Source organism: Cupriavidus sp. GW823-FHT07A04, assembly GCF_058794615.1.
The window spans coordinates 1-12,653 of the sequence record NZ_JBXAHA010000034.1 but is presented as its reverse complement, the minus strand read 5'-3'; the positions used below and the strand labels follow the sequence as shown (position 1 = coordinate 12,653).

14 protein-coding genes are annotated in these 12,653 nt (G+C 66.1%); 3 read left to right on the top strand and 11 right to left on the bottom strand.

Annotation, left to right across the window (positions count from 1 at the left end):
- Positions 1 to 35 precede the first annotated feature (35 nt).
- The 7 genes from AC1Q7Q_RS38355 to rpe form a co-directional block, all read right to left on the bottom strand.
- A complete protein-coding gene (locus AC1Q7Q_RS38355) occupies positions 36 to 677 on the bottom strand; it encodes a CYTH domain-containing protein (RefSeq protein WP_492375956.1) in 642 nt (213 codons plus the stop codon).
- 20 nt (positions 678 to 697) lie between these two features.
- Positions 698 to 1,501: an indole-3-glycerol phosphate synthase TrpC gene (gene trpC, locus AC1Q7Q_RS38350; RefSeq protein ID WP_492375957.1), complete on the bottom strand. Its 804-nt coding sequence runs from the start codon at positions 1,499 to 1,501 to the stop codon at positions 698 to 700.
- Positions 1,502 to 1,536: 35 nt separating this feature from the next.
- The gene (gene trpD, locus AC1Q7Q_RS38345) at positions 1,537 to 2,565 is read right to left on the bottom strand and encodes an anthranilate phosphoribosyltransferase (protein ID WP_006162588.1); all 1,029 of its coding nucleotides are present in this window, start codon (positions 2,563 to 2,565) and stop codon (positions 1,537 to 1,539) included.
- Between the two features lie 68 nt (positions 2,566 to 2,633).
- A complete protein-coding gene (locus AC1Q7Q_RS38340; protein WP_006162587.1) occupies positions 2,634 to 3,203 on the bottom strand; it encodes an aminodeoxychorismate/anthranilate synthase component II in 570 nt (189 codons plus the stop codon).
- A 24-nt stretch (positions 3,204 to 3,227) separates the two neighbouring features.
- Positions 3,228 to 4,745 (bottom strand): anthranilate synthase component I, encoded by a 1,518-nt coding sequence (gene trpE, locus AC1Q7Q_RS38335; protein ID WP_150985644.1) that lies wholly within the window; start codon positions 4,743 to 4,745, stop codon positions 3,228 to 3,230.
- Positions 4,746 to 5,141: 396 nt separating this feature from the next.
- A complete protein-coding gene (gene gph / locus AC1Q7Q_RS38330; RefSeq protein ID WP_492375958.1) occupies positions 5,142 to 5,936 on the bottom strand; it encodes a phosphoglycolate phosphatase in 795 nt (264 codons plus the stop codon).
- Complete coding sequence (gene rpe / locus AC1Q7Q_RS38325) at positions 5,933 to 6,643, bottom strand: ribulose-phosphate 3-epimerase (RefSeq protein ID WP_492375959.1); 711 nt, start codon at positions 6,641 to 6,643, stop codon at positions 5,933 to 5,935. The genes gph and rpe overlap by 4 nt, the downstream gene beginning before the upstream one ends.
- Positions 6,644 to 6,809: 166 nt before the next feature.
- On the opposite strand from rpe, the gene apaG reads away from it, so the two are divergent.
- Positions 6,810 to 7,184 carry a Co2+/Mg2+ efflux protein ApaG gene (apaG, locus tag AC1Q7Q_RS38320; RefSeq protein WP_006162582.1) on the top strand — a complete coding sequence of 125 codons (375 nt, stop codon included), beginning with the start codon at positions 6,810 to 6,812 and terminating at the stop codon, positions 7,182 to 7,184.
- 25 nt (positions 7,185 to 7,209) lie between these two features.
- Here the strand turns inward: apaG and AC1Q7Q_RS38315 are convergent, their stop codons facing one another.
- Positions 7,210 to 7,437, bottom strand: a complete 228-nt coding sequence (locus AC1Q7Q_RS38315; protein ID WP_043349921.1) for a hypothetical protein — start codon at positions 7,435 to 7,437, stop codon at positions 7,210 to 7,212.
- 88 nt (positions 7,438 to 7,525) lie between these two features.
- Here AC1Q7Q_RS38315 and mltA point away from each other — a divergent pair, with 88 nt between their 5' ends.
- Positions 7,526 to 8,695: a murein transglycosylase A gene (gene mltA, locus AC1Q7Q_RS38310; RefSeq protein ID WP_492375960.1), complete on the top strand. Its 1,170-nt coding sequence runs from the start codon at positions 7,526 to 7,528 to the stop codon at positions 8,693 to 8,695.
- A 65-nt stretch (positions 8,696 to 8,760) separates the two neighbouring features.
- Here mltA and paaK read toward each other — a convergent pair whose 3' ends face one another.
- From paaK to paaG, 3 genes are read right to left on the bottom strand one after another with little or no spacing between them, the layout of a single operon-like run.
- A complete protein-coding gene (paaK, locus tag AC1Q7Q_RS38305) occupies positions 8,761 to 10,062 on the bottom strand; it encodes a phenylacetate--CoA ligase PaaK (RefSeq protein WP_492375961.1) in 1,302 nt (433 codons plus the stop codon).
- Positions 10,063 to 10,119: 57 nt separating this feature from the next.
- Positions 10,120 to 10,566, bottom strand: a complete 447-nt coding sequence (paaI, locus tag AC1Q7Q_RS38300) for a hydroxyphenylacetyl-CoA thioesterase PaaI (RefSeq protein ID WP_416049769.1) — start codon at positions 10,564 to 10,566, stop codon at positions 10,120 to 10,122.
- 52 nt (positions 10,567 to 10,618) lie between these two features.
- On the bottom strand, positions 10,619 to 11,431 hold the full coding sequence (gene paaG, locus AC1Q7Q_RS38295) for a 2-(1,2-epoxy-1,2-dihydrophenyl)acetyl-CoA isomerase PaaG (RefSeq protein WP_477134854.1): 813 nt from the start codon (positions 11,429 to 11,431) through the stop codon (positions 10,619 to 10,621).
- A 206-nt stretch (positions 11,432 to 11,637) separates the two neighbouring features.
- On the opposite strand from paaG, the gene AC1Q7Q_RS38290 reads away from it, so the two are divergent.
- Positions 11,638 to 12,414: an enoyl-CoA hydratase gene (locus tag AC1Q7Q_RS38290; RefSeq protein ID WP_492375962.1), complete on the top strand. Its 777-nt coding sequence runs from the start codon at positions 11,638 to 11,640 to the stop codon at positions 12,412 to 12,414.
- Positions 12,415 to 12,653: the final 239 nt, after the last annotated feature.

Below are 12,653 nucleotides of genomic sequence, written 5' to 3'. Positions count from 1 at the left end.
TTTTTGGAGGGGCGAGCGGGCGCAGGCGCGCCAGCTCAGGCGCGGCCGGCACCGGCGGCGAGCCGATAGCCGCGCGCGGCCTTGCTCTGGTCGGACGGCTTGAGGGGCGCAACGTGCTGCAGGCGCAGCGCCAGCGCACGCAGCGCGGCTTCCGCCTGTGCTTGCGTGGGAGCCTGGCCGGCGGCGCCAGGCAGCCACTCGAGCTCCAGTTCCTGGATCGTCTCCCGCGCGGCGCTTCCCTGCGCTGAAATCGTCCCGACGTCGAGCGCGGCCTCGATGCGCACCCCGTCCTGTTCTACCAGCCAGGTGCGCCGCGCGAAATCGGTGCGGAATACCGGTGCCAGGGTGGCGGCCAGTGGCGCCAGCAGGGCGCGCGCCTCGGGCGGGAAGGCGTCCAGCTCGATGGCTTCGGCCGCCACCCTGGTTTCCCACTCGTGGCGGGCGGCCAGCCCGGCTTCGCTCTTGCCGGCGGTCTTCAGCGTCTGCAGCCATTGCTCGCCGCGGCGGCGCAGCCGCAGGGCGGCGCGTGCGCCGGCGAGGTCGCGCGCGGGCGTGTCAAGGTAGACGTTGAGCAGCGTGTGCTCGCCGCGCGCCTGTCCCTGTGCATCCAGCCAGGCCGCCAGCGCCGGCATGGCACCGTCCGGCACCGCCAGCTTGAGTTCGATTTCCTGGGCCATTGTGGTTTTCTGTTTCCCGCTCAGGCGAACAGGCGGGCCAGCTCGACACCCGGGTCGGGCGCGCGCATGAAGGCCTCGCCCACCAGGAAGGCGTGCACATTGGCGTCACGCATGCGGAGCACGTCGTCAGGGCCGATGATGCCGGATTCGGTCACCACCAGGCGGTCGTCGGGAATGCGCGGCAGCAGGTCCAGCGTGTTGTCGAGCGACACCTCGAAGGTCCGCAGGTTGCGGTTGTTCACACCCAGCAGCGGCGTTTTCAGGCGCAGCGCGGCGTCGAGCTCTTCGCCGCCGTGCACTTCCACCAGCACGTCCATGCCCAGCTCATGCGCGCAGGCTTCCAGTTCGGCCATCAGGCCCGGGTCCAGCGCGGACACGATCAGCAGGATGGCGTCAGCGCCCCAGCAGCGCGCTTCATAGACCTGGTACAGGTCGATCATGAAGTCCTTGCGCAAGGCCGGCAACGGGCAGGCGCCGCGGGCGCGCTTGAGGAATTCGGCGTGGCCCTGGAAGAAATTCACGTCCGTCAGGACGGAAAGGCAGGCCGCGCCATGCGTGGCGTAGCTCTCGGCAATGGCCTCCGGCACGAAGTTCGCGCGCAGCACGCCCTTGGAGGGCGAGGCCTTCTTCACCTCGGCGATCACCCCGGCGTTGCCGGCGGCGATCTTCTCGCGCAGCGCGCGTTCGAAGCCACGCGGCGCCAGGCCCGGCTCGGCGCGCAGGCTCTCGGCCTCGGCACGCAGGCTGGGCAGGTCGCGCTTCTTGCGCGCCGCGTTCACTTCATCGGCCTTCACGGCCAGGATTTTCTGCAGGATATCGGACATGCGGTAATTCTCTCGCGGGGCTGGATGGCTCTGGCTTACTTGAACTGCTGCGTGGCGCGCACGAACTGGTCGAGCTTCTCGCGCGCCGCGCCGCTGGCGATGGCCTCGCGCGCGCGCTGGATACCGTCCTCGATCGAGCTGGCCACATTGGCCGCGTACAGTGCCGTGCCGGCGTTGAGGGTGACGATCTCGCGCGGGGTGCCGGGCACATCGGTGAGCGCTTCCAGCAGCATTTCCTTGGACTCGGTGGCATCGGCCACCTTCAAGCCGCGGTTAGAGATCATCTGCAGGCCGAAATCCTCAGGGTGGACTTCGTACTCGCGCACTTCGCCGTCCTTGAGTTCGCCCACCAGCGTGGCGGCGCCCAGCGAGACCTCATCCATGCCGTCCTTGCCGTAGACCACCAGCGCATGGCGCGCGCCCAGGCGCTGCATCACGCGTACCTGGATGCCGACCAGGTCGGGGTGGAACACGCCCATCAGGATATTGGGCGCGTCGGCCGGGTTGGTCAGCGGGCCCAGGATATTGAAGATGGTGCGCACGCCCATTTCCTTGCGGATCGGGGCGACGTTCTTCATGGCCGGGTGATGGGTAGGGGCGAACATGAAGCCGATGCCGGTCTGCTCGATGCAGTGCCCGACTTGCTCCGGCGTGAGCATGATGTTCACGCCCAGCGCCTCCAGTACATCGGCGCTGCCCGACTTGGAGCTCACGCCACGGTTGCCGTGCTTGGCAATACGCGCGCCGGCAGCGGACGCCACGAACATCGACGCGGTGGAAATATTGAACGTGTGCGAGCCGTCGCCGCCGGTGCCGACGATGTCGACGAAGTTCTCGCGGTCCTTGACGGGCACCTTGTTGGCGAACTCGCGCATCACCTGCGCCGCCGCCGAGATCTCGCCGATGGTCTCCTTCTTGACCCGCAGGCCGGTCAGGATGGCCGCGGCCATCACCGGCGACATCTGACCCTGCATGATCTGCCGCATCAGGTGCAGCATCTCGTCATGGAAGATCTCGCGGTGTTCGATGCAGCGGGTGAGGGCTTCCTGGGGCGTGATGGACATGGCGGTCTCGGTCTTTGCGTTGGTGTAGGCCGCGCCAGGGACGGGCGCGTTAGGCGTATCGAGCAGTCTCATCGTGGCGCCTTGACGAAGTTGGCCAGCAGGGCATGGCCATGCTCGGACAGGATGGACTCGGGGTGGAACTGTACCCCCTCGATGGCGAGCGTCTTGTGGCGCACGCCCATGATTTCGCCATCCGGTGTCCAGGCCGTCACTTCCAGGCAATCCGGCAAGGTCTCGCGCTCGATCGCCAGGGAATGATAGCGCGTCACGTCGAAGTGCTTGGGCAGGCCGGCGAACACGCCTTCCTGCGTGGTCTCGATGCGGCTGACCTTGCCGTGCATGACCTGCTTGGCGCGGATCACCTTGCCGCCGAAGGCTTCGCCGATGGCCTGATGGCCCAGGCACACGCCCAGCATCGGGATGCGGCCGGCAAAGTGCTGCAGCACTGCCACGGAAATGCCGGCTTCACGCGGGCTGCACGGACCGGGCGAGACGCAGATATGGTCGGGCTTGAGCGCCTCGATCTCTTCCAGCGTGATTTCGTCGTTGCGATAGGTGCGCACGTCAGCGCCGAGTTCGCCGAAATATTGCACGATGTTGTAGGTAAACGAATCGTAGTTGTCGATCATCAGCAGCATGGCGGTTCCCCTGTTCCCTTTACCTTAGATATCCGAGTCCAGGCCGTCCTGGACCTGCTCGGCGGCGCGGATCACGGCACGCGCCTTGGCTTCGGTTTCCCTCCATTCGGCTTCGGGGTCCGAGTCCGCAACGATGCCGGCGGCGGCCTGCACATAGAGATTGCCGTCCTTGACGATGCCGGTACGGATCGCAATGGCCAGGTCCATCTCGCCGCCGAAGGACAGGTAGCCCACCGCGCCGCCGTAGATGCCGCGCTTGCGCGGCTCCAGCTCGTCGATGATCTCCATCGCGTGCACCTTGGGCGCGCCCGACAGCGTGCCGGCCGGGAAGGTGGCGCGCAGCACGTCGAGGTTGCTCATGCCGGGTTTGAGCGTGCCTTCCACCGAGCTGACGATGTGCTGCACGTGGGAGTATTTCTCGATCACCATCTGGTCGGTGACCTTGACCGAGCCGATCTCGGCGATGCGGCCAATGTCGTTGCGCGCCAGGTCGATCAGCATCACGTGCTCGGCGATTTCCTTGGGATCGTTGAGCAGCTCGGTGGCCAGCTGCGCGTCCTTCTCCGGCGTGTTGCCGCGCGGACGCGTACCGGCCAGCGGGCGGATGGTGACGATGTGATCCTCGCGCTGGTCGCCGTTGCTGCCCACGCGGCGGGTTTCCTGGCGCACCAGGATCTCGGGCGAGGCCCCCACGATCTGGAAGTCGCCGAAGTTGTAGAAGTACATGTAAGGCGACGGGTTCAGCGAGCGCAGCGCGCGGTACAGCGTCAGCGGGGAGTCGCGGTACGGCTTGACCAGGCGCTGGCCGATCTGTACCTGCATCATGTCGCCAGCCATGATGTATTCCTTGGCCTTGTGCACGGCGGCGAGGTAGTCGGCCTTCTCGAATTCGCGGTAGACGTCGGTTTGCACCGAGGGGCTGGTGATGGGCACGTCCACCGGCTGGCGCAGCTTCATGCGCAGCTCGCGCAGGCGCTGGCGGGCGCGGGCGTAGGCTTCCGGCGTGGTCGGGTCAGCGTAGACGATCAGGTAGAGCTTGCCGGACAGGTTGTCGATCACGGCCAGTTCTTCGCACAGCAGCAGCTGGATGTCGGGCAGGTTCAGGTCGTCCGGCTTTTGCGTGTTGGCGAGCTTCTTCTCGATATAGCGCACCGCGTCGTAGCCGAAGTAGCCGGCCAGGCCGCCGCAAAAGCGCGGCAGGCCGGGGCGCAGCGCCACCTTGAAGCGCTTCTCGAAGTCGGCGATGAAGTCGAGCGGGTTGCCTTCGTGGGTTTCCACCACGCGGCCATCCGTGACCACTTCGGTGCGCATGCCCGAGGCGCGCAGCAGCGTACGGGCGTGCAGGCCGATGAACGAGTAGCGTCCGAAGCGCTCGCCGCCCACCACGGATTCCAGCAAGAAGGTGTTGACCCCGCGTGTCTGCGATTGCGCCAGCTTCAGGTACAGCGACAGCGGCGTTTCCAGGTCGGCGAAGGCTTCGGTGATCAGGGGGATACGGTTGTAGCCCTGCTCGGCCAGCGATTTGAATTCCAGTTCGGTCATGTCGATCCTCTTGTGCAGCGGCGCCTGTCATTGCAGTATGGCGCACGTCGCGATGTCGGCAACTTGGGGCTGGAAGGTCGTCAGACCCGCCCCGGAGAGACCATGGCGCGGACGAGTGTCCACGCACGGCCGGGGTGGGCGTGCAGCGCGTTCGGATGACACCGGCACAAGGGCTGGATGTCGGTCGGCTGGAAAATCAGAGAAGGTCCGGCAAACTGCCGGTCTGGCCGGCCCCATCCTGGTGTAAATGCATCGCGGGGATGCGGGAAAGGGGCGGTCAGGAGACTCGCGAACGCACTTTACGCCTGTTGGGAGGCGCGCCAGCGACGCCAGGGCCAGGCCTGCCGATCACTGCCAGAAGAGATGCGTTTGCGGTTCAGAAACATGAAATCGTGTTCAGCGATTTATGGTTTGGATATTGGGTGTTGCTTTGGCTTCGGCGGCCTTGCGGCCGCCGGGGTCATGCCCGGTGGCCGCCAACAGCTCGGCAACGCGAACAATGGAATCGACTATACCATCGGCGTCAACGCCTTGTACAGGATTGCCGTGGTTGTAGCCGTAGGGCACAAGCAGCACTCCCATGCCCGCCGCGCGCGCCGCCTGCGCATCGTTTTCCGAGTCGCCGATCGCGGCCATTGCGGCCGGCTCCAGGCGGAATGCCTCGGCGACCTTGAGGAGAGGCAGGGGATCCGGCTTGCGCAGGGCGAAGGCGTCACCGCCGTAGACCAGCTCGAAGAACCGGCCCAGGCCGGTCTTGGCCAGCAGCGGCTCGGTGAAGTTGTGTGGCTTGTTGGTCACGCAGGCCATCCGAAGGCCAGCTGCCTTCAGGGCCGCCAGGCCTTCGGCGACGCCGGGGTAGACCTGCGAGAACTGACCGTTGATGCGCAGGTATTCCCGGTCGTACAGCGCCAGCGCATCGGCAAACATGCCGTTGGCGTGGGCTGGCGAGAAGCGCGCATCCAGCACGCGCCGGATCAGGTTCTCCGAGCCCTTGCCGACGAAGCTGACGATCTCTTCCTTGCTCATCGGCGCGGCGTTGCCAAGCTGCGGATGCAGGTGGACCAGCGCCTTCAGCATGGCATTGACCGCCGCGTGGAAGTCGCCGGCGGTGTCCACCATGGTGCCGTCCAGGTCCACGATGACGCCGCGGATGCCGCGCCAGTCGGTGCGCTTCATCTGCACCGAGCTCATTGGCCTGCCTTGCCGACCTTGGCCAGCTCGCTGCGCATGGCCGACAGCACGCCCTTGTAGCCGCCGTCGGCGTCCGGCTTGCTGAACACGGCGGAACCGGCGACAAAGGTGTCGGCTCCCGCCGCGGCGATCTCGGCGATGTTGTCGATCTTCACGCCGCCGTCCACTTCCAGCAGGATGCGGCGTCCGGTGCGCTCGGCGTACGCGTCGATGCGCTTGCGGGCTGCGCGCAGCTTGTTGAGCGTCTCGGGAATGAAGGACTGGCCGCCGAAGCCGGGGTTGACCGACATCAGCAGGATCACGTCGATGCGGTCCATCACGTGGTCCAGGTGGTGCAGCGGCGTGGCCGGGTTGAACACCAGGCCGGCCTGGCAGCCGTGTTCGCGGATCAGCGCCAGGGAGCGGTCGATATGCTCGCTGGCTTCCGGGTGGAAGGTGATGATATTGGCGCCTGCCTTGGCGAAATCCGGAATGATGCGGTCCACCGGGCGCACCATCAGGTGCACGTCGATCGGGGCGCTCACGTGGGGGCGGATCGCCTCGCACACCAGCGGGCCCACGGTCAGGTTCGGCACGTAATGGTTGTCCATCACGTCGAAATGGATCCAGTCGGCGCCGTCCGCGGTCACGCGCCGCACTTCCTCGCCCAGGCGGGCAAAGTCGGCGGACAGGATGGACGGGGCGATGCGGTAGGTGGGCGTGCTCATGGCGGGGCTCGAAAGGAGGGTGCTTCAAGGGGGAAGCCGGTATTTTACCCTCCCCGCGCGGGGCGCCGCTGCCACCGGACAGGCAGCTTGCGGCGGCTTAGCTTGCCGCCCCCGGAGCCATGCCGCACAATGCGGCTACCCTGATCCCGCCTCTTATGTGTCGACAATGAGCGAATACGCGTTTTCCGTGGCCGTACGTACCCAGTACCTGGCCGACCAGTCCGACCCTGAGCGCGGGCGCCATGCCTTCGCCTACACCATCACGATCCACAATACCGGCGAGGTGGCTGCGCAGCTGATCTCCCGGCACTGGGTCATCACCGATAGCGACAACGGCACCCAGGAAGTGGCTGGCCTTGGCGTGGTCGGGCACCAGCCCCTGCTCAAGCCGGGCGAGCATTTCGAGTACACCAGCTGGGCCACCATCTCGACCCCGGTGGGCTCGATGAAGGGAGAGTATTTCTGCGTGGCCGAGGATGGCCATCGCTTCGAGGTGCCGATCCCCGAGTTTGCGCTGGTCCTGCCGCGCATGTTGCACTGAGACGTTGTACTGAACGCGGCGGAACCTATTGGCCCGAAGCGCTGTCCTGATCCTGTTGGGTACGCGCCGTGCCTTGTCCCGCATTTCCTCCATGGCCCGCACGCGACGGATGATCGTCCGGCGCGCGGCTGGGGCGCGGGTTCTTCTTGGCCGTGCCCATGGTCCAGACCACGATGAAGATCAGCAGGAAGAGCGCCAGTCCGGCCTCGAGGGCGAAGAGCAGCATGGGATGGGCTTCAAAGAACTTGCTCATGACAGGGCTACGTGGAGGCGACGGTGGGCATTGTAGGCCATCGGCAGATGCGTCCGGCCGCGATACGCTGAGTTTTCACCCAATCAAGATGGCATACCTGCATTCCCTTTTCCGACTTCCTTTTTCGTCTTCCCGCATCTCGTCGGGACAAGCAAGTGCCGCTGCCAGCGGGCGCCGGCTCGGCTGGCTCGGGCTTGCCGCCGCCGCCACGCTGCTGGCCGGCTGCATGAGCGGCCCGCCGCCCCGCATCGAAGGCCCGGGCACCCGGCCCGTGGCGCCACCGACCGGTTCCACCCAGAAGGGCGTGCTGCAAGCCGCCAGCTGGGGCGAGATCGGCGGCTGGAGCCAGGACGACATGCGCGCCGCCTGGCCGGCGCTGCAGGCCAGTTGCCAGGCCCTGAAGAAGCGCGCCGAGTGGAACCGCGTCTGCGCGCTCGGCCTGATGGTCGACGCCGGCGACCTGGGCGCGATGCGCGCCTACTTCGAGTCCAACTTCCAGCCCTTTCGCGTGGTCAACGGCGATGGCACCGATAGCGGGCTGATCACCGGCTACTACGAGCCGATTCTGCACGGCGCACGCACGCGCCAGGGACAGTACCAGGTCCCGCTGTATCGCAAGCCGCCCCAATGGGGCAACCGGGCGCTGCCGGCGCGCGGCGAACTGCTGCAGAACCCGGCCCTGCGCGGCCAGGAACTGGTCTGGGTCGATGATCCCGTGGAAGCCGCGTTCCTGCAGATCCAGGGCTCCGGCCGGATCCGCCTGCAGGACGGCAGCGTCATGCGGGTGGGCTTCGGCGGCACCAACGACCAGCCGTTCCGTTCCTTTGGCAAGTGGCTGCTCGACCGCGGCGAGATCACGCCGGCGCAGGCCACCATGCAAGGCATCAAGGCCTGGGCGCGGGCTAACCCGGGGCGCGTGGATGAAATGCTCAACGTGAACCCGCGCTTCGTGTTCTTCCGCGAGCTGCCGCCTAATAACGATGGCCCGGTCGGCGCGCTGGGCGTGCCGCTGACAGCCGAGCGCTCCATCGCGGTCGATCCCGCCACCATCCCGCTGGGCGTGCCGGTCTTCCTCTCGACCACGCGGCCGCTGTCGTCCGAGCCGATCCAGCGCCTGATGTTCGCGCAGGATACGGGCTCCGCCATCAAGGGCGGGGTGCGGGCTGACTTCTTCTGGGGGGCTGGCGATGCAGCTGGCGAGACCGCCGGACGGATGAAGCAGGGCGGGCGCATGTGGGTGCTGATGCCGCGTAGCTAGGGCATGAAAGCAAGGGCCGGCCATTTCTTGGCCGGCCCTTGCTGCTACCTCTCTACTTCAAAGCTTCAGCGCGGGCGCTGGTCGACGATGCGCCGCGCCTTGCCCACCGAACGCTCCACGCCGCCGCTAGGCAGGATCTCGATGCCAACGGTCACGCCGATAAAGGCCTTGATGTCGTAGGTCAGCTGGGCACTGGCCTGATGCGTGGCCGCCGGGTCTACGCCATGTGCGCATTCCACACGCACGGTCAGCACATCGAGATGGCCATCCTTGGTCAGCACGCACTGGTAATGCGGCGCCAGTTCGGCGTGCTTGAGGATCAACTCCTCGATCTGCGAGGGGAACACGTTGACGCCCCGGATGATCATCATGTCGTCGGTGCGGCCGGTCACCTTCTCCATGCGGCGGAAGGCGCCGCGGGCGCTGCCGGGCAGCAGCCGGGTGAGATCCCGGGTCCGGTAACGGACGATCGGCAGGGCCTCCTTGGACAGCGACGTAAAGACCAGCTCGCCGAATTCGCCGTCGGGCAGCACCTCGCCGGTGACGGGATCGATCACCTCCGGGTAGAAATGATCCTCCCAGATGGTCGGGCCATCCTTGGTCTCCGCGCACTCGCTGGCCACGCCCGGCCCCATGACCTCCGACAGCCCGTAGATATCCACCGCCGAGATGCCCATGCGCTTCTCGATGGCCAGGCGCATCTCGGGCGTCCACGGTTCCGCGCCGAAGATGCCGACCTTGAGGGAACTGGAGGTCGGGTCGATGCCCTGGCGCTCGAACTCGTCGGCGATGGCCAGCATGTAGCTGGGCGTGACCATGATCACTTCCGGCTTGAAGTCCTGGATCAGCTGCACTTGCCGCTCCGTCTGGCCGCCACCGAACGGGATCGCGGTGAGCCCTGCCTTTTCCACGCCATAGTGCGCGCCCAGTCCGCCTGTAAAGAGCCCGTAGCCGTAGCTGATATGCACCTTGTCGCCGCGCCGCGCGCCGGCCGCGCGGATCGAGCGCGCCACCACCGTGGCCCAGGTGTCGATGTCCTTCAAGGTGTAGCCCACCACCGTGGGCTTGCCGGTTGTGCCCGACGAGGCATGGATGCGTGCCACGCGGTCCTGCGGCACGGCGAACATCCCGAATGGGTAGCTATCGCGCAAGTCCTGCTTGGTGGTGAACGGGAAGCGGGCGAGGTCGGCCAGCGTGCGGATCTGGTTCGGGTGAACGCCGGCGGCATCGAACTTGCGACGGTAGACCGGCGAGTTCTGATAGGCGTGGTTGAGCGACCATTGCAGGCGTTCCAGTTGCAACGCCTGCAATGCGTCGCGGCTGGCGGTCTCGATCGGCTCGAGCGGCAGATCTGTCAGGCGCGTCATGGTGTCTCCTGCGCGGGGCTTATGTTTGCTTGTATTTGTATGTGTCCGGGCCAGGCATCACTGCGCCGCGTCCGGCGGGGTGACCACATGCCCTTTGATCTGCGCGGACTTGCCGCGGAACATCGCCACCGGCTCGCCGGCGCGGTTGGTCACCCGGATATCGTAGATGCCATGCCGGCCCGACAGGACCTGCTCCGTGGCTTCTGCCGTCAGCACGTCGCCGCCTTGCACGGGTTTGAGGAACTCGATGCTGCAGCCTGCCGCCACCGTATTGATATTGTGGCTGTTGCAGGCGAAGGCAAAGGCCGAGTCGGCCAGCGTGAACATCAGGCCGCCGTGGCAGATGCCGTGGCCGTTGAGGAACTCCCGGCGCACCGGCATGGACAAGCGCGCGTAGCCGGGCCGCACGGCCTCGACGATGATGCCCAGCCAGCGGCTGCAGGTGTCGGCTTCGTACATGCTGGCGGCGGCGCTTTCCGCGAGGGCCTGGGGATTGTGGGTCAAGCTGGTCTCCTGTTCGGGCTGTCGGCTGCGCCGCGCTGCGGTATTGGCGATCCTATCGCCCGGTGAAGCGCGGTGCGCGTTTTTCCAGGAAGGCGTTCACGCCCTCGGCATAGTCGTGCGACGCGCCCAGCTCACGCTGCAGGTCGCGTTCCAGGTCGAGCTGGGCATCGAGCCCCTGGCTCGCGCCGACGTACATGGCTTGCTTGATGGCGGCCAGGGCGCGCGTCGGCTGGGCCGCCAGGTGCGTGGCCAGCGCCAGCGCCTGCTCGGGCAACAGCGGATCGTCCATTGCCTCCCAGATCAGCCCCCACTTCTCGGCCTCGTCGGCGCTGAGCTTGTCGCCCGTCATGGCCAAGCCCATGGCGCGGGCCATGCCGATGCGCTTGGGCAGCAGCCAGGTGCCGCCAGAATCCGGCACCAGCCCGATCTTGACGAAGGCCTGGATAAAGCTGGCCGAGCGTGCCGCCAGCACCATGTCGCAAGCCAGCGCCAGGTTGGCTCCCGCGCCGGCCGCCGTGCCGTTGACGGCCGCAATCACCGGCAGCGGCAGCTTTTGCAGGCGCCGGACCAGCCGGTTGAACCACACATCGATCAACTCACCCAGGTCGGTCATGGCGCCGGGCGTGAAATCCAGGTCGGCCAGGTCCTGCCCCGCGCAGAAGCCGCGCCCGGCACCGGTCAGCAGCAGGGCGCGGGCGCCGCCGGCCTCCACATGGTCGAGTGCCTGCTGCAGCACGGCGTGCATTTCGCGGGTAAAGCTATTGAGCTTGTCGGGGCGGTTCAGCGTGATGACCGCAACCTGGCCATGCCAGGCGAGCAGTATCGGGCCGGAAGTCAGGCTGGCTTGCGGGGGCGTATCTGGCATCTTTCGTCTCCTGCCATGTCAGTGGAGGCTATGTCCGGTGGCACGCGGTCACTCCTATATATAAGGGGATCCGGATCGCCGCTTAAATTAACCGACCAGTCGGTCGGCAAATGGTAGCACTAATTTCCACACGCGAGTATCGTCTCGCAGGGTAACGAATCGATCCACTTTCCGCTTTCCGACTTCCCATTCCAAGAGGAGAACACATGCCGTACGAGAACATTCTGGTCGAAACGCGCGGGCGCGTTGGCCTGGTGACGCTGAATCGCCCCAAGGCCCTGAACGCGCTCAACGATGCGCTGATGGATGAGCTGGGCGCGGCGCTGCTCGCGTTCGACGCCAATGAAGCCATCGGCAGCATCGTGATCACCGGCAGCGACCGCGCTTTTGCCGCAGGCGCCGATATCGGCATGATGGCTAAGTACTCCTATATGGATGTGTACAAGGGCGACTACATTACGCGCAACTGGGAAACGATTCGCCGCATCCGCAAGCCGGTGATCGCGGCCGTGGCGGGCTACGCGCTCGGCGGCGGCTGCGAACTGGCGATGATGTGCGACATCATCATTGCCGCCGATACCGCCCGCTTCGGCCAGCCCGAAGTCAAGCTGGGCACGATGCCCGGCGCCGGCGGCACCCAACGCCTGCCGCGCGCGGTCTCCAAGGCCAAAGCCATGGACCTGTGCCTGACTTCGCGCATGATGGATGCGGCGGAAGCCGAACGCGCCGGCCTCGTGTCGCGCGTGGTTGCCGCCGACAAGCTGCTCGACGATGCGCTGGCCGCCGCCGAGACCATTGCCGGCTTCTCGCTGCCGGTGGTGATGATGATCAAGGAGTCGATCAACGCGGCTTACGAGACCAGCCTTTCCGAGGGCGTGCACCTGGAGCGCCGTTTGTTCCATTCCACCTTTGCGACGGAAGACCAGAAGGAAGGGATGGCGGCTTTTGTGGAGAAGAGGGCGCCCAATTTCAAGCATCGCTAAAACTTGATAGGTGAATACCCGAGTAACTTCATCGGGTATTCACCTTCCTGTACGGGTTAAGCGGGCTGTATTTTCTTTATAGATCAATGGGTTATTACCGCGCCTTCGGCATGCATCGCATACTCATGTGACAAAACGATTGCCAAGGTCCGGGGAGGCGCATATGATTCGCCCCCTCGCAACACGAAACACCGCTGCAAAGCAGACGGGACAAGGGTTGCGGGGTTGGCAGGGGTGGT